12 protein-coding genes are annotated in these 17,907 nt (G+C 40.0%); 6 read left to right on the top strand and 6 right to left on the bottom strand.

Going from position 1 to position 17,907, the window contains the following annotated elements:
- Positions 1–3: 3 nt before the first annotated feature.
- Positions 4–3,195: a TonB-dependent receptor gene (locus tag AACZ88_RS15495; RefSeq protein ID WP_339711964.1), complete on the bottom strand. Its 3,192-nt coding sequence runs from the start codon at positions 3,193–3,195 to the stop codon at positions 4–6.
- 562 nt (positions 3,196–3,757) lie between these two features.
- Complete coding sequence (gene rsmG / locus AACZ88_RS15490; RefSeq protein WP_339711962.1) at positions 3,758–4,393, bottom strand: 16S rRNA (guanine(527)-N(7))-methyltransferase RsmG; 636 nt, start codon at positions 4,391–4,393, stop codon at positions 3,758–3,760.
- 118 nt (positions 4,394–4,511) lie between these two features.
- Between rsmG and AACZ88_RS15485 the strand changes: the two genes are divergently transcribed.
- Both AACZ88_RS15485 and AACZ88_RS15480 read left to right on the top strand, forming a co-directional pair.
- A complete protein-coding gene (locus AACZ88_RS15485) occupies positions 4,512–5,615 on the top strand; it encodes an acyl-CoA desaturase (RefSeq protein ID WP_339711961.1) in 1,104 nt (367 codons plus the stop codon).
- A 93-nt stretch (positions 5,616–5,708) separates the two neighbouring features.
- On the top strand, positions 5,709–6,917 hold the full coding sequence (locus AACZ88_RS15480) for a pyridoxal phosphate-dependent aminotransferase (RefSeq protein ID WP_339711959.1): 1,209 nt from the start codon (positions 5,709–5,711) through the stop codon (positions 6,915–6,917).
- Between the two features lie 499 nt (positions 6,918–7,416).
- On the opposite strand, the gene AACZ88_RS15475 is transcribed toward AACZ88_RS15480, so the two are convergent.
- Both AACZ88_RS15475 and trkA read right to left on the bottom strand, forming a co-directional pair.
- Positions 7,417–8,907, bottom strand: a complete 1,491-nt coding sequence (locus AACZ88_RS15475) for a potassium transporter TrkG (protein ID WP_339711957.1) — start codon at positions 8,905–8,907, stop codon at positions 7,417–7,419.
- A gap of 90 nt (positions 8,908–8,997) precedes the next feature.
- Entirely contained in the window at positions 8,998–10,347 is a 1,350-nt protein-coding gene (trkA, locus tag AACZ88_RS15470) for a Trk system potassium transporter TrkA (RefSeq protein WP_339711955.1), read from the bottom strand.
- Positions 10,348–10,600: 253 nt separating this feature from the next.
- Here trkA and ubiE point away from each other — a divergent pair, with 253 nt between their 5' ends.
- On the top strand, positions 10,601–11,329 hold the full coding sequence (gene ubiE, locus AACZ88_RS15465) for a bifunctional demethylmenaquinone methyltransferase/2-methoxy-6-polyprenyl-1,4-benzoquinol methylase UbiE (protein ID WP_339711954.1): 729 nt from the start codon (positions 10,601–10,603) through the stop codon (positions 11,327–11,329).
- Positions 11,330–11,423: 94 nt separating this feature from the next.
- On the top strand, positions 11,424–12,131 hold the full coding sequence (locus tag AACZ88_RS15460; protein ID WP_339711953.1) for a porin family protein: 708 nt from the start codon (positions 11,424–11,426) through the stop codon (positions 12,129–12,131).
- Positions 12,132–12,187: 56 nt separating this feature from the next.
- Here AACZ88_RS15460 and AACZ88_RS15455 read toward each other — a convergent pair whose 3' ends face one another.
- Positions 12,188–13,288 (bottom strand): TlpA disulfide reductase family protein, encoded by a 1,101-nt coding sequence (locus AACZ88_RS15455; protein WP_339711952.1) that lies wholly within the window; start codon positions 13,286–13,288, stop codon positions 12,188–12,190.
- A 109-nt stretch (positions 13,289–13,397) separates the two neighbouring features.
- Positions 13,398–14,117 carry an RNA methyltransferase gene (locus AACZ88_RS15450; protein ID WP_339711951.1) on the bottom strand — a complete coding sequence of 240 codons (720 nt, stop codon included), beginning with the start codon at positions 14,115–14,117 and terminating at the stop codon, positions 13,398–13,400.
- A gap of 24 nt (positions 14,118–14,141) precedes the next feature.
- On the opposite strand from AACZ88_RS15450, the gene AACZ88_RS15445 reads away from it, so the two are divergent.
- Entirely contained in the window at positions 14,142–16,742 is a 2,601-nt protein-coding gene (locus AACZ88_RS15445; protein ID WP_339711950.1) for a BamA/TamA family outer membrane protein, read from the top strand.
- A 68-nt stretch (positions 16,743–16,810) separates the two neighbouring features.
- The gene (gene fbaA, locus AACZ88_RS15440; protein ID WP_339711949.1) at positions 16,811–17,878 is read left to right on the top strand and encodes a class II fructose-bisphosphate aldolase; all 1,068 of its coding nucleotides are present in this window, start codon (positions 16,811–16,813) and stop codon (positions 17,876–17,878) included.
- Positions 17,879–17,907: the final 29 nt, after the last annotated feature.

Below are 17,907 nucleotides of genomic sequence, written 5' to 3'. Positions count from 1 at the left end.
TTTTTAAAATGAAACGGAAAATCCAACACTTAAAATCTTGGATACCGGATAGTCCCTACCACTGGTGTTCAAACTTTCGGGATCAAAGAGTGCATTGGTCCAAGTAAATAAATTGGATCCGTTGAGATAGAACCTCAAATTACTAAGGCCGATCTGACCAATAATTTCTTGGGGAAAGTTATAACCCAGCTCAAGGTTCTTGAGACGCATATAGTCAGTATCATTTCTCCAATATGTATTACCATTACTGAAATATTGGTCTCCCCTATTGGTAATTCTAGGGTGTACACTGCTTGGATTGTCTACCGACCATCGATTGTTATAATCCCTTTCCAAATAGTTGCCAATGGTACCCGCTTCACCAAAGCTAAAGAATACTTCACCTCCCCAAGCTCCCTGAAACAAGGCACTTACATCAAAATTCTTATAACTAGCCGTTAAGTTGACACCACCCTGTAGAGTAGGATATATATTTTTATCGTTTCTAAAGCGATCATCTGGTGTTATCTTACCATCATTGTCATAGTCTAAAATTTTCATATCACCTGGTCGCAGTGTGTTGACCAAGGCCGAATAATCTAAAGTTTCGGCATCAATATCGGCTTGCGTGGCAAAGACACCGTCATACCCATATATTAACTGAGCACCTATAGAACGCCCGGTGACCCGTTGCCATTCAGGAGACCCTTCTGCCTCGTCGTTAAAGATAATCTTGTTTTTGGCATAGCCCGCGTTCACCGAAATACCGTAACTGAATTCCTCTCCAATATAATCGTTCCAACCTAAAATAAAGTCAAAACCTGTGTTTTCTACCTCTCCGAAATTCTGACGTGGAGGAGATATCCCTGAAAGTGATGGCAACGATGCAGATGGAGTAGTAAGAATATCTGTTCTTTTGTTCAAAAACCAATCAAATTCAAGATTCATTTTGTTCTTTATAAAACGGGCATCTAAACCGACATTGATATTGGTGGCAATTTCCCAAGTAATACCCGGATTAGGAACCCTTGACTCGCTCAAGGTCGTTACCTGTGCATTGTTGATTACGTAGTTCCCGAAACCATACGTAGCCAAAAATTGGTTGGCTGGGAATTCCGAACTATCAAAAGCATCATTACCCAATTGCCCCCATGACCCCCTTAATTTCAAGTGGTTTAAGAAAGAGTCGCTGTTCATATCACTGAACCAGTTTTCTTTGGTTATGACCCAACCTGCGGAGAAGCCAGGAAAAAAGCCATAACGCGTATCCTCAGGAAAAAGATAAGAACCATCATAACGCCAAAGAAATTCCATTAGGTACTTTTCCTGAAAGTCATAGGAGACCCTTCCAAAATAATTCAATCGGGAGGCACGGTCACTACCACCGTTAATATTCTGTTCTTCGGTACCACCTGCGAAGAGGTCATCTATAGCCGGAGAAATAAAATACCTGCGATAGGCATCAAACCCCTCATAGGTCTTGGTTTCTTTGTTCGTACCCGCCATAAGCAACATATTGTGGTCTCCAAAAGATCTTTGATATTGGATGTTGGCTCCCAAAAGAATGCTCAAACGGTTTTGCGCATATTGTGTAAGATTTGGTTCTGCAGGCCCTCTTTGAACAGGAGTAAGACCGGATGCATTTTCATTGACTCCGTCCCACGTATACAGAAGCCATGGAGTTCTCCAAACTTTTCTATTAAGAAAACTTTTGTCAATGGCCGCCGTAGTCTGTAGGGAAAGCCCGTCAACCCATGGAATTTTGATATCCAGAGAAGCATTCGATTGAAAATAATCCCGTGTATCGCGATCATAGCCTGTTTCATTTGTAGCGATTACCACCGGCTGTTGACCATTTTCAATATCAGGCCCAGGAAAACCATTGGGCCAATAGGCCGGTTCCGTAGGTCTACCCCTAGTCAACATTCTAAAAATAGCGCCTGCCGACTCGGTTGGGAAGTAACGTTTTTCTTCCCTTCCCAAGACTCCTATTTTAAACTGTATGCCCTCACTGATCTTTGCGTCGAGGTTTACACGAAGGTCATACTGCTCATAACCGGTAGCCGAACTTTTGTAATAAGCATCTTGCTTCAGGTAGCCCAAAGAACTGAAATAGTTGAAATTTTCACTACCCCCGGTAAGTTGCATTGTATGCTTTTCCTGTGAAGAGCCCCTTTTAAAAGTTTCCCCGAACCAGTCGGTATCAGGATGCCCCCATGGGTCTTGGCCGTTGGCAAAAAGAGCAATGTCTTCAGGAGTGTAGACAGCATTTCTTTCTGATCCGTCTGGCCTAACATAAGTCGCACTGGGCGTTTTAAAAGCTGCCGTGGCCGCCGCCCATTCACTAGGATCTAAATTATAAACCTCCAATTCATTTCGTAATTCAGCATACTGTGCGGCGTTGGCCATTTCCGGAATTACCGTAGGTGCCGCCCAACCTTGCTGCGACGAATACGTAATTTTAGGTTTTCCGGATTTTCCGCGCTTCGTGGTGACCAATATCACCCCGTTCGCTGCTCGAGCTCCGTAAATGGCTGCCGAGGCATCTTTAAGTACCGAAATACTTTCGATATCAGCAGGGTTAATACGGGCAAGTCCTCCATCACGATCGGGAATACCATCTACAACCACCAGTGCTCCTGTATTATTGTAGGTGTTCGAACCTCTAATGCGAATCGTAGCATTGTCATATCCGGGTTCGGCACTCGCCTGAGACACAAATAGCCCGGCAACCCTACCCGAAAGCGAATTCGTAAGGTTCACCGTGGGAGATTTGGTGAGCTCCTCACCTTTAACGGATGCCACCGCACCCGATACCGTCGCCCTCTTTTGGGTACCATACCCTACAACCACAACTTCATCTAAGGCAGCAACGTCTTCTTGCATTGTTGCATCGATACTACTTTGGTTGTTTACAGCAATTACCATGGGCTTAAAACCTATGTAACTGAAACGAAGGCTAGTACCACCATCATCTAATGAAATGGTATAATTACCGTCGAAATCGGTAACCACACCTTTTGTACCATCATTGACATCGACTACCGACACCCCTGGAAGCGGCATACCATCAGACGCCGCCGTAACAGTACCTGACACCGTAACATCTTGCGCTTGTAAGACAGGCACCGAAAATACGCCGAAAATAAAAAGCACCGATAACGTCAATTGATTGACGATATGGCGCTTTTTCTTGACCATAAATTTGTTTTTCATACTTTTTGAGTTGAGAAATTAGTTATTCAATAATTTCCAAATTTATGATTTTTTTAAGAAGGGCAAAACTTACTTATACTTTTTTAGCCAATCAATATACTATTTTGATTAAAAAATAATTTAAAACACTAAACATCAAATATTTACAATAATTTATTTTACCCCAAAACATACATAAATATGTATTGCCTTCTATATTTCACCGGGCTTACATGAAAAAATTATTTTCTTACAAGTATTATAATATTTTTATATTAGATGATTCTTACTAAGGAAAGCTTGGATTTGCTTCTATTTCTTCACTTCTGAAGCCAAATAGTGAGCATTTTGACTATTTCCGAACGCTACAGACAATATCAATGTAAATTTAACGTTAACTAATTGTAAAATTTTAGTAACTTTACTATTATACTGTTTAAACTGTCTAAAATGATGAAAGAGATAAAGATGAAAAAGAAAAGAATGACCAAAATTAAAAAGTTATCTTTTTTTGAGCGTATCAAGAATTACGCTCAAAACTGTAGATATTCCTTTAATCGAATGCTAAGTACCTAACCGCAGGTCAACCTTTATATTTCAGGGGCAGATATACCACACGCTTTGTTTCAAAAAACGCCTCTTCAAAGTAATGGTTCAAGTCAAAGATTTCTGCCGTTGTGTATTCTTTTAACTCTTCCGTAAGGTCGCCTCCTTTTAAATATAAAATTCCATTCCGCCGCTCGTGTTCCGATTTCTTTTTTATCCTGCCCTTGGTCCAACGAACGAAAGTCGGCATTGCGGCGACAGCCCTACTTACAATAAAATCATGCTGACTATCAAGGTCTTCAACACGAGAATGAATAGCCTTTAGATTAGTGAGTTCTAAGCCATCGACCACCTCTTGAACGACCTTAATTTTTTTTCCGATGGCATCCACCAAGGTAAAATTACTTTCAGGAAACAATATAGCCAAAGGTATCCCGGGAAAGCCACCGCCTGTACCGACATCTAAAATAGAACTTCCGACATTGAACTCTTGAATTTTGGCAATTCCCAACGAATGGAGAACATGCCGTAAATACAATTCGTCAATATCTTTTCGCGACACCACATTTATTTTTTGGTTCCAGTCTTGATACAGTTTTTCGAGCAGTAAAAATCGATTTTGCTGCGTTTCGGATAAATTGGGAAAATATTTAAATATAATTTCAGGAACCATGACTATCTTTGTTTTCCAAGCAAAAATAGTATATTCATTGCCGAAAAATTTCCTTTAGGGAAAAACAATTAAGGATTAAAAACGGCATTTACCTTATCTTTACAAAAAGATTGCATTCATGGATCAGACTACCATAAAATTTTCAAGAAAAGATTCCGCACAATTTTTCAGGACACTAAATAAGCGGGTAAACGATTATTTCAAAGAGAACCAAATCAAAAAAACGGGCAATTGGAAACTTCACCTAAAATCGGTGATTATGTTCGCTCTTTTCTTGACCCCGTACTTCTTAATACTCACCTTGAACCTGCCCAATTGGGCAAACCTTTTGTTAACCATTGTCATGGGCATTGGCATGGCAGGTGTAGGCATGAATGTCATGCATGATGGCAATCACGGCTCCTATTCCAACAAAAAATGGGTCAACAAGATTATGGGCAGCAGCATTTATGTATTGGCCGGAAACGTCTACAATTGGCAAGTACAACACAATGTACTCCATCATACATATACCAACATACATGAACATGATGAAGATATGGAAGCTGGTCGCATACTTCGATTTTCAAAACATACAAAATGGCAAAAGCATCATAAATTTCAACATTACTATTCCATTTTACTATATGGGCTACTTACCTTTAACTGGGCCATAACCACAGACTTTCAACAGATGTACCGCTATATGAAGCGTAAATTGTCTTATGGAAAAATGCCCAGCAAAGCCTTTAATTGGAGTACGCTAGTCATCACAAAAGTATTGTATATCACCATTTGGATTATCATACCTCTTGTTTTCATAGACATTGCTTGGTGGAAAATTCTCCTTGGCTTTTTTATCATGCACTATGTTGCCGGGGTTATTTTAAGTGTCGTATTTCAATTGGCACATATTGTGGACGAGGCCGATACCCCTTTACCCGACGAAAGCGGAACAATGAAGAATACTTGGGCGATACACCAATTATTCACCACCGTCAATTTTGGGACAAAAAATCGTGTGGTCAACTGGTTCACAGGAGGTTTAAACCACCAAGTAGAGCATCACATCTTTCCGAATATCAGCCATGTACATTACACAAAAATTTCAAAAATTGTTAAACAAACGGCAAAAGAATTTAATTTACCCTACAACGAATATAAAACTACCAGAAAAGCTATAATTTCGCACTTCAAGCATTTGAAAGAATTGGGTAAAGGACCCAATTTGCAATTGCATTAATTTTAAACAAACGATGTTTTACCTTCACGGTAAGCAGGCATGTTTTTAAAATCAAAGCGTGCACTGCTGGTTCGTGTACAACTCTAACCCATTATGACACCATCGCTCGCAACTCAAGAACTTTCGGACAGAATAAACAGTCTGGCCCCTTCGGCAACCCTCGAAATGGCGGCAAAGGCCAGGGAACTCCGGGCTGCCGGAAAAGATATTATCGGACTTAGTTTAGGAGAGCCCGATTTCAATACCCCGGATTATATCAAAGACGCTGCCATTCAGGCAATAAACGAGGATTATAATGCCTACACCCCAGTTGATGGTTACGTTGAACTGAAAGATGCTATTATCACTAAATTTAAACGCGATAACGGAATCACTTACGAACGGCCGCAAATTGTAGTTTCAACCGGTGCAAAACAGGCTTTGTACAATGTCGCCCAAGTTGTATTGAACAAAGGTGACGAAGTGATTTTACCATGCCCTTACTGGGTAAGCTACAGTGATATCGTAAAATTGGCAGACGGTGTGCCCGTCGAGGTGGCCACAGCTATCGATAATGATTTTAAAATGACACCGGAACAGTTGGAGGCCGCCATAACACCCAAAACAAAAATGCTTTGGTATAGTTCGCCATGTAACCCTAGCGGTTCTATTTATAGCGAAGCAGAGTTACGTGCTTTGGCCGACGTCTTGCAGAAATACCCTCAGATTATTGTTGTAAGCGATGAGATTTACGAACATATTAACTATGGTGTAACTGCGCATGCCTCTATGGCCGCTTTCGAAGATATGTACGATCGTACAGTGACCGTAAACGGTGTCGCAAAGGCTTTTGCTATGACAGGTTGGCGTATTGGCTATATCGGTGCACCCACTTATATTGCCCGTGCTTGTAATAAATTACAGGGTCAGGTAACCAGTGGTGCGAACTGTATCGCCCAACGGGCGGTAATCACCGCACTGACCGAATCACCGGAACGTATTCAATATATGGTCGATGAATTTAAGGGGCGTCGACAGCTTATTTTAGGACTCTTGAACGATATCGATGGTTTTCGATGCAATGAACCTGAAGGCGCTTTCTACGTCTACCCAGACGTAACCGCATACTTCGGGAAGACTTTAAACGGGGTTACAATAAAGAACGCTTCTGATTTTGCACTTTACCTTTTAGAACATGCAAACGTTGCTACGGTAACGGGTGATGCCTTTGGTAATGGTAATTGCATACGTATTTCTTATGCTGCTTCGGAAACAGAAATCAAAGAGGCGATTTCAAGAATAAAAACAGCACTTAACTCCTAGATTAAATAGTTAGAATATCAAGCCCGTTGTCAAAGCAACGGGCTTATTTATGCGCTACCATTAACATATACAATGTTGCAATCGTGCAAATCAAATTTCATAGGATTTGTTATCATAGTGCACTATTTGACAGCGAGACAACACCTATATCCGACTAGTGCCATTCCTTAAAAAAAAATCAATTGAAAAGTTAAGCTTATTAATGATATAGTGACTGTTTGGGCCTTCAAGGATTTAGACCCAAAAAATAAGGTCTGACAATAAAATTCACCACAACCTCCACTTGAAACCTTGGATATTTACGGTAAGTAAAAAAGCATTGGCATATTTATACAGTGATAGACTGTAGTCAGAACCAGGTTAGACCCAACGATTCTACACCCTACTTCCACAAAAATCTCTTGACTAAAATAATAGAAACGAAAGAACAACTTCTAGAATTGGAAGGAGCAAAAAACCATAGGCAAACCGCAAATGAATCATTAAATTCTTTGCAAAACTAGGTTTTCTTCCAAAAATAAGGGGTCAACAGTATCAGTACGGTAAATAGCTCCAACCTTCCTACCAACATCAAAAAACCACACCACCATTTTCCCAAAGCCGGTAAACCATTGAAATTACTAACAGGGTTTAAACTACCAAAGGCAGGTCCCACATTGCCCAATGACGAAGCAGCACCCCCGATTGCCGTTTCAAAATCGACACCCAGCGCACCCAAAACCAGTGCCCCAATGATAAATAGTAACATATAAAGTACGAAAAACGCAATAATGTTATATACGATGACTTGGCTAATCGACCTATCGTTATAGCGCACTGGAATAATTGCCGCAGGATGAAGGGTGCGTTTAAACTCTAAGAGTCCATTTTTAATAATCAGCAAATGGCGCATGATTTTGATTCCCCCGGCCGTCGACCCCGCCGATCCCCCAGCGAACATGAGTCCGAAAAAGAGCACTGTTAAAAAAGGAGTCCACGTTGTAAAATCAGCCGTAACAAATCCTGTTGTGGTAATAACCGAGACAATTTGAAATAGGCCATGACGAAATGCACTCTCGGCTTGCCCGAAAACCATTGGATGGTAATCTGAAACGGGCACGTTGGCCTTTAGGTAGATGACCACGGCCGAAACCACACTAAAGATTAAGACCAGTGCCGTATAATACTTAAACTCTTCATCTTTCAGAACGCGTTGCACCTTACCCTTGAAGGCAAAATAACTGAGAACGAAGTTACTTCCTGCCAAAAACATAAAAAATATGACGATATACTGAATTAATGGTTCATTGTTCCAATAGGCCAAGCTGGCATTTTTGGTAGAAAACCCCCCTGTCGACAGAGTTGCCAAAGCATGGTTAATGGCATCGAAAAATGACATGCCGGCCAGCTTTAGCAATAGGGTCTCAGCAATAGTATATCCGAAATAAATCAACCAAAGACGTTTTGCTGTATCTGTTATACGCGGGTGCAGTTTATCGGCACTTGGCCCTGGTGCTTCCGCTGCAAACAACTGCATACCCCCGATCCCCAATAACGGCAATATCGCGATGGCCAATACGATAATACCCATACCACCGATCCAATGGGTAAGACTACGCCAAAAAAGAATACCTTCGGGTAGTGCCTCGATATCATCGACCACTGAAGCCCCAGTAGTAGTATACCCTGAAATAGTCTCAAAAAAGGCATTGGTAATATCAGGTATGGCCCCCGAAAACAAGTAAGGCAACATTCCAGAAAGTGACATTACGATCCACCCGAAGGTTACGATGATATAACCTTCCTTTCTTTTAACCTCTTTGTCGTGTCCGCGTGTATAGAACATTGAAAAAATACCCACGAACATTGTAGTGATCGATGCCAAGGTAATATCTAAGGTCGCACCGTCATCATATATACCGCTGACCAATGCGGCTAAAAGCATGAAGAGTCCGTTACAGAGCAATAAAAGCCCCATAAGGTGAAATATTATTTTGGAGTTAAGACCCATACATCAATTTAGCTTTGCAAAAATTGAACATTTTTAACGAAAACCGAAAATTTACAGGTTGCTTTATATGTAATGAGCGATGGTAGAGCATTACAGAAACAGGCGTTCTATTTTCTGAATGGCCTTGGGCAAACAACAAACAACCACCCGATCCCCGGCCTTGATTTCGAATCCCCCCAATGCAATAATCCCTTTGTCGTCACGAATTACCCCTCCGATGGTAGCCATTCTGGGAAAATCAAGTTCTCGAATTACACTACCTGTAACTTTAGAATTGGGCTTTACCACAAATTCCAATATTTCGGCATTTAAATTGTTGAGACGCATCAAAGCCACCACTTCTCCCCTTCTAACATGCCGGAAGATATGATTGGCCGCCAAAAGCTTTTTATTTATCAAAGTATCAATACCAATAGAATGTGATAACTGAAAGTAATTCATATTCTCGACAAGTGCTATGGTCTTCTTGATAAACTTAGACTTGGCCACCAAACACGACATGATATTGGTTTCTGAATTTCCGGTTACTGCTATAAACGCATCCATAGATTGCAAGCTTTCTTCCTCTAACAACTCCGCATTTCTTCCATCGCCGTTTATGATAAGTGCGTTCGGAAGTTCATCGGCAAGATCAAAAGCCTTTTCCTTGTTTTTCTCAATAAGCTTTACATTGAACTTGTTGACACAAAGGTCTCTGGCTGTTTTGTAACCTACCTTGCTTCCACCCAATATCATTACATTCTTGATTTCCTCCTTCTTTTTTCCTGTTAATTTATAAAGTTCGTCGACACCCTCTTTGGTAGTGATAAAATACACTTGGTCGCCTTCCTTAAAAACTGTATCACCTCTCGGAATCAAAGTGAATTGTGTTCCCATACGCTGCAAAGCAATGGGCATAAAGTTTATGGTTGAGAAAATTTTTGCCGCCTCTTTGACCATTTTACCGACGAATGGTGCCGATTTGGGCAACGATACCCCAATCATTATCAACTTACCATCTTCAAACTCATATGTATCGTTAAAGGCCGATTTACTTAATAGCAACTGTATTTCAGTCGCGGCTAGTTCCTCTGGGGAAATAAGCTCATCTATACCAAGATCAGAAAATTTGATCAACTCTTTATTATCAATAAACTCTGTATTGGCAATACGCGCTATAGTTCGTTTGCTCCCTAGCTGTTTTGCAAGCATGCAGAGCGTTAGATTCGTTGTTTCGGAAGAAGTTACCCCAATAACCAAATCTGACTCGTAAACTTGGGCATCTTTTAAAATGGATATGGATGTAGCATCACCACGTAATACCCGAATGTCAAGATGATTGTCGGCATAGGCCAGACTTTCTTTGTTGGTATCGATTAATGTTATATTCTGCGACTCGTAGGACAGTAATTTTGCCAAATGGATTCCTACTTCACCAGCTCCTGCTATAATTATCTTCATTGAACAGTTACATTCGTGTAAACCTCAGGGCCGAAAACCCTATAATGGCGATTGTAAGAAGGGCCATCAAAGGCATTATGGCTTGTTTAAAGCTCATTTCGTGAAAGTTTGCAATTTTCAAAGTTCAAAATTACATAAATTTATTGGGTTGCCGTTTAAAACCCTTGGCGTAAAAACGATGTATCGATTTCTTTATTGTTCAAACGCGATGCCAACCCTTGACGAAATTGTATCTTTGGCGAAATTTGCTGAAATGACCAAAAAGATAACCCCATATAGCAATACCGAGCTTGGAAAAAAGGAACAGGTTACCAAAATGTTCGATACCATATCGAACACCTACGATGGACTAAACCGCGTCATATCTTTTGGAATCGACGTAAAATGGCGCAAACGTGTTGTGGCTATACTTTCAAAAAGACAGCCAAAGAGTATTCTAGACATCGCAACGGGAACGGGAGATTTGGCTATTGAAATGACAAAGACTGGCGCTGACAGCATTGTCGGACTCGATATTTCTGCGGGTATGCTGGAAGTCGGCCAAAGAAAGGTGAACGAAAAAAATTTAGCCGATACCATTTCAATGGTTGTGGGAGACAGTGAAAATCTTTCTTTTGAAGATGACAGTTTTGATGCCGTAACCGTGGCCTTCGGGGTTCGCAATTTTGAAAATTTAGAAAAGGGGCTATCGGAAATACGGCGGGTACTGAAACCTTCAGGTGTTCTTGTAATCTTGGAAACGGCCGTACCTAAAAAATCACCTTACCGCCAAGGATACCGTTTTTACACCAAGAATATACTTCCTCTAATTGGAAAACTATTTTCGAAAGACAAATCGGCCTATACCTATTTGAGTGAATCTGCATCGGTTTTCCCATGTGGGGAAAACTTCAACAATATTTTACGTAAAATCGGGTTTATAGATGTAACCGACGAACCCCAAACACTTGGGGTAGCGTCAATTTATATTGCGACCAAATAACTATATGAAAGCCCATAATGGGTATTTACTAAAAAAAGGCCGATTCCGAACAACATAGGAAAGTGAAAGTAAGGAGGCCAGGAAATTTTTGTTGATGAAAAACATTCTTTTACTATTGATCGGGCTGTTATGTTTGAACACCATGACCCATGCCCAGTTCAACGAAAATCCAATATTAAACTTAGAGAACGAAGATAAGGCGCTGCTCAATTGGGGTTATTTTCTTGGGTTTAATCAATATGATTTTAAATTCGATTACAAAAACGATACACGAGATATTCTAGTCGACAAAGGCTTAGGATTCAATGTAGGTCTAATCGGCGAGCTTCGCCTCAATGAATTTTTAGATCTTCGATTTGAACCAGGGCTGCATTATGGGGCCAGAACCTTGGGGTTTCCCGGATTTACAGGAGAAGATGTTACGGAGCGAAATACCATACGCGAGGTTAAATCTACCTATATCAATTTCCCCTTATTACTTAAGGTCGGCACCCGTAGATTTGGCAACTGGAAGCCCTATTTGATAGGGGGGCCATCAATGTCAATGAACTTGGGGAGCAATGAGACCAATCTAGATGATAATTCAAGTGGCACTTTTCGTATGAAAAAATGGGCCTATAATTACGAACTTGGTTTCGGTATCGACTTTTACCTGGAATATTTTAAGTTCAGCCCTTCCATTCGTGGTGTTTTCACTATAAATGATGAATTGGTTCGCGATGAAGATCCAAATAGCCCTTGGACAGGAAACATCGATGCCCTGCGCACCAGAGGCCTGTTTATCAATTTAACCTTTGAATAATCTTCTACTTCACCAAAACACCGCGCTATAGTTTGCCTATCTTGATAGGTAACGTTTTATTCTAACAATTTGTCAATTTGTTTTTCAATGCTATTTTCACCCTGATAAAAGCCAACAAATGATTTTACTATAACGCCATTTCTATCTATTAAAAAGCTATTCGGCAATGAAGTGATCGTATATTTTTTACCATTTTCGCCATTCATACCTTTTAAATCTGAAATATTAATCCAATAAATATTATCAGCATTACTTGATTTCCGCCAAACAGATTTATTCGTATCAAGTGAATAGCTTATTAATACAAAATCATCCTTGCCATATGCCCGTGCTATTTTTTGAAATTCTGTTTTATTTTGATTTCTGCAGGGACCGCAACTTGCTGCCCAAAAATCCAACAAAATAACTTTACCGCGGTAATCAGATAATCGATGGGTATTACCTTCTAAATCTACACCAACAACATCCCTAAATTTATCGCCTTTCTTGATATCGGAATTATGTGCATAATAGTACAGTTCTCTCCCTTGTCTTGAATTCGCCAAGGTTGAATCTACCCTTTTGTAAAATAGAAGAAAACTATCTTTAGAGATTTCTCTTCTTTTGAATGTCAATAATGCATTCAAAGTCATTTGATTGTTTGAATTTTCAAATATGAACTGGTTTTCGTTCTTTTCAATTCGTTTATCATACCGGTCAGCAATGCTCTTTTTAATAGAATCGACAGAAATACGGAAGCCTTTTTTATGATCTTGGTTTATACTATTTTTTACAATGGAGTCTATCGAAACGGGAGCTAATTTTTCATCTCTTTCAATCCTTATTCTTTTTGAGATGGACAAATATTCGGTCAACAATGCGCTCTGATTTGAACCCTTCACTGTTGCGTTTAGAAAATCGGCATATTCACCATCAATTGAGACCTTACTGTTCTCCAAATAGAAGAATTTAAATGGCTCAAGACGTTTGCCATTTTTATCAAAAAAAAATAAATAACTAAAAGTTGGCAAATCTGCCTTTCCTGAAAACGTAAAGCGTTCACCGATTACATATGATGAATCTATATTTTTATCCAACTCTTTATTAAACAAAAACACTTTCGTACTGTCAGGGAAGTTTTTTGCATTAACAGTTAACATAAAATGGTCTTGTATCATTTTATTTTTTTCCTTCTTACAGGAAGTCAAATTGACCAATAGTAGAATTTGTAAGATTAAAAGGGGTTTATTCATTAGTTCCAATAGATGACACCTAATACCGATATTACTATCGCCTTATTTCATGCAACAAAATCGCAGTCGCGGTTGCCACATTGAGGCTCTCGGCAGTCTTGGCGACAAACTGTGGAATCGCAATTCTTTTATCGCACCTATTTTCAATCACCCGCGAAATTCCATTGGCTTCGTTACCCATTACCAAAATACCTTTTTCGGGCATATCGACTTGACGAAGTGGCGTACCATTCATAAATGTTCCGTACACGGGAAGTTTGGCGTCCTTTAAAAATTCAGAAAGATCGGTATAGCTAACATTTACCCGAGTTATCGATCCCATTGTCGCTTGAAGTACTTTGGGATTAAAGCAATCTACCGTATTCGATGAACACACCAAATGACGGATACCAAACCAATCGCACAAACGAATAATAGTTCCCAAATTGCCTGGATCTTGAATACTATCCAATAGCAATACCCAATCATTAAAATCAATTGGTTTTTCCGCCGGAATATAAAAAACGCCCAAAACCCCGCTAGCATTCTTCAAATTACTCATTTGCCTCAATTCATTTTGAGAGACGAACTCCGTATAATCAGGCAGGGACAGCAAGGAATCCTCATCATTGGCATAAATCTTAAACACCTTAAAATCGGAGGCCAATAGTTCTTTGACTGTTTTTATACCTTCGACCACAAACATGCCATTTTTAATTCGGTACTTTTTTTGATGTAAGCTTTTTATAAGCTTTATTTGGCTTTTGACAACCATACAAATAATGTATTTTTGATTTCTATGAGAATCCCATTGCGAATTGAGAATAACATCGCTAAAATAAGCCTATTATTTTTAGCCGTTGTGATTACCTCATGCAATAGTCTTAGAAGGGTAGATGATGATGAACTGCTACTGACCAAGAACACTATTCATGCGAACGACAAAGTTGTTTCTGACGAAGATATTGAAAGTCTGATCGTACAAATTCCGAACAGCTCACTTTTTGGATATCATCTGCGTCTTAACCTCTATAATCTTGCCAAGAAAAATCCAGATTCATCCTACCAGAACTGGTTACATAAAAAGACAAAAAGAGAACAACGACTGACGAATCTCTTATCTAAAAAGCAGGTCGACAGACTGGGCGAGTCATTTTTGGTAAAGGGGCTCAGTGAATGGCTAAAAAATATTGGTGAAGCGCCTGTAATCATTGACACGTCCCAGACCAGAAGAACATTGGAACGTTTGAGCTCGTATTATGGCAGCAAAGGCTATTTCAACAACGAGACCACTTTCAAAATCGACAGCACAAAAAAACGACAACGGGCCCAAATAGACTACAGAATTACACTAGGCGAGCCTTATATCATCGACTCCCTATCCAATGAAATTTCATCAACGGCAATTGACTCCATATACCAACAACACAAAGAGGCGTCTTTTGTTAAAAGTGGCGACCAATTCGATCTAAACAATTTTAATCTTGAACGGGAAAGACTAACGGCAATCTTTAGAAATACGGGAATACACAACTTTCAAGAGAGTTCGATCGGGTACGATATTGAAAGGGATACCACCAAATCGGGGGCCGACAAAAAGATGAATATCGAACTTAACATCGACGACCTCAGAATACGAAATGACAGTTCACTGACCTCATCTGAATATAAAGTTCATCGTTTTAAAGATATAAACATCTACACAGATTATTTATTCGATGAAACCAATGCTGAACAAAAATTTATCAGATACGGTGATTATACTATTTTCTACAGGAATAAATTACGTTTTAAGCCCAAAACTCTCGTTGATGCTATTTTCTTTGAGAAAGACAGTGTCTACCGAGACTTGGACAAAATTCATACCTATAGGCAACTTACCAACTTAAATGTATTTCGGTACCCGAACATCACCTTTGAGACAAATAGTGAACAAGCAAGTTTGAACGCGAATATTTACTTGGCTCCAAGACCGAAATATTCTTTAGGTACCGATTTTGACATTACCCATTCGAATATTCAACGGGTCGGTATGGCCTTTAGCCCATCATTACAAGCTAGAAACCTCTTTAAGGGAGCTGAAAACTTAAGCCTGTCCGGAAGGCTCAATATTGGCTCCTCTAGTGACCCGAACATCATTGACAACCGTTTCTTTAATATTTTGGAATTCGGTGCCGACCTAAACCTCGACATTCCCCGAATTTGGTTTCCTTTTATAAATACTTCGAAGATAATCCCCAGTTTCACTTTACCCAGAACCCGTATTACATTAGGAAGCAGTTTTCAACAGAATATAGGTCTTGACAAACAAGCTTTCAATGCGATTCTTGGATACAACTGGACCCCTTCCGATTTCAAAAAAAAGAATGTCGAACTCCTAAATGTAGAATTTGTTCGCAATGTGAAACCTGAACAGTTTTTCAATGTATACAGCAATACATATAGCCGACTAGACAATATTGCCGGTTTCTACCAGAATAATTCTACGGTGACCGATTTTTTTGAACCAGCTGCAGGTTCCGATGCGGCTCGACATCTGATCATCCCCACGGGTACTACAGGTTTCATTAATGAGGTACTTAACAACAACCTTATTCCTGAGGAAGCTGAACAATATGGTGAAGTAGTACGCATAGAAGAACGCAGAAAACGCTTAACGGAAAACAATTTGATTTTTGCCAGCAATTATAGCTTTTCCAAAAACAATAGAAACGGCCTTACCGATAATAATTTTCATCAATTTCGATTCAAGTTGGAAGGTGCTGGCAATCTTTTATCGGCACTATCGGAGTTCATACCGTTCAACAAAAACGATGACCAAGATCTGCTGGTTTTTAGTGTGCCTTTTTCTCAATACATAAAAACCGAGTTTGACTACGTAAAATACTGGGACCTTTCCCATTCGAATGTGCTTGCCTTCAGAAGTTTCTTCGGTATAGCGATTCCCTACGGCAATTCTGACAACATACCCTTTGTGCGCAGTTATTTCGCAGGGGGATCGAATGATAATCGGGCATGGTACCCTTATTCATTGGGGCCGGGCAGCACCGCCGCAATCAACGATTTTAACGAGGCCAATTTAAAACTGGCTTTTAATCTTGAATATCGTTTCCCTATTGTTGGCGATATTAATGGAGCATTGTTTGCCGATGCAGGCAATATCTGGAATGTTTTTGACAACGTCGATGACCCAGCGGCGACATTCGACGGTTTTGATTCCCTAGGAGATATCGCCTTGGGCAGTGGTTTCGGGTTACGTTATGATTTCACCTACTTTTTGTTCCGAGTCGATTTGGGCTTTAAAACATATAATCCTGCGGAAATACCTTCGAAAAGATGGTTCAGAGATTACAATTTTGCGAATTCCGTACTTCAGATTGGCATTAATTATCCTTTCTAGAACCGTTCAGACCTAATAATTTTATTACTTTTGTGCCATTAATTTTAGAAACGAAAAGACTAAAAAATATGGCTCACACTATCAAACCCGGCGTTGCCACAGGCGATGAAGTACAGAATATTTTCAATTACGCTAAGGAAAAAGGCTTTGCACTTCCCGCGGTAAACGTTATCGGATCAGATACTATCAACGGCGTACTTGAAACTGCTGCAAGCTTAAATGCGCCCGTAATCATACAATTTTCAAACGGTGGCGCACAGTTCAATGCTGGTAAGGGTCTTTCCAACGAAGGACAACAAGCCGCAATACGTGGTGCCGTGGCAGGTGCCAAACACGTTCATGAATTGGCGGAAGCCTACGGAGCGACAGTTATTTTACATACCGACCATTGTGCAAAAAAATTATTGCCATGGATAGATGGCCTGTTGGATGCCAGCGAAAAACATTTTGCCGCAACAGGAAAATCATTGTTCAGTTCACACATGATCGACCTGTCGGAAGAACCAATCGAGGAGAACATCGCTATTTGTAAGGAATATTTAGCCCGAATGAGCAAGATGAACATGACTTTGGAAATCGAGCTCGGCATTACTGGGGGAGAGGAAGATGGAGTGGACAATTCAGATGTTGACGACTCAAAACTATATACCCAGCCTGAAGAGGTTGCATATGCCTACGAAGAGCTTTCTAAAGTGAGCCCTAGATTTACGATTGCCGCTGCCTTCGGAAATGTTCATGGCGTATACAAACCTGGAAACGTAAAATTGACGCCGAAAATCCTTAAAAATTCCCAGGAATATATCACTGAAAAATATGGTGTAGAACACAACCATATCGATTTTGTATTTCACGGTGGATCAGGATCTACGGTAGAAGAAATACGCGAAGGCATTAGTTACGGTGTTATCAAAATGAATATCGACACCGATCTACAGTATGCATTTTTAACAGGTATCAGAGATTACATCAACGAAAAAAAGGACTATCTTCAAGCTCAAATTGGCAACCCAAATGGAGCTGACGAACCTAACAAAAAGTTCTACGATCCTCGAGTTTGGTTACGTGAAGGTGAAAAAACTTTTGTAGAGCGTCTAAAAAAGGCCTTTGCAGATCTGAATAATGTGAACACGCTTTAAAAGTAATTTAGCCCCTACTAATTAATATG

Source organism: uncultured Kriegella sp., assembly GCF_963975415.1.
Taxonomy (GTDB): domain Bacteria; phylum Bacteroidota; class Bacteroidia; order Flavobacteriales; family Flavobacteriaceae; genus Kriegella.
This window is presented reverse-complemented; position numbering and strand designations above follow the sequence as displayed.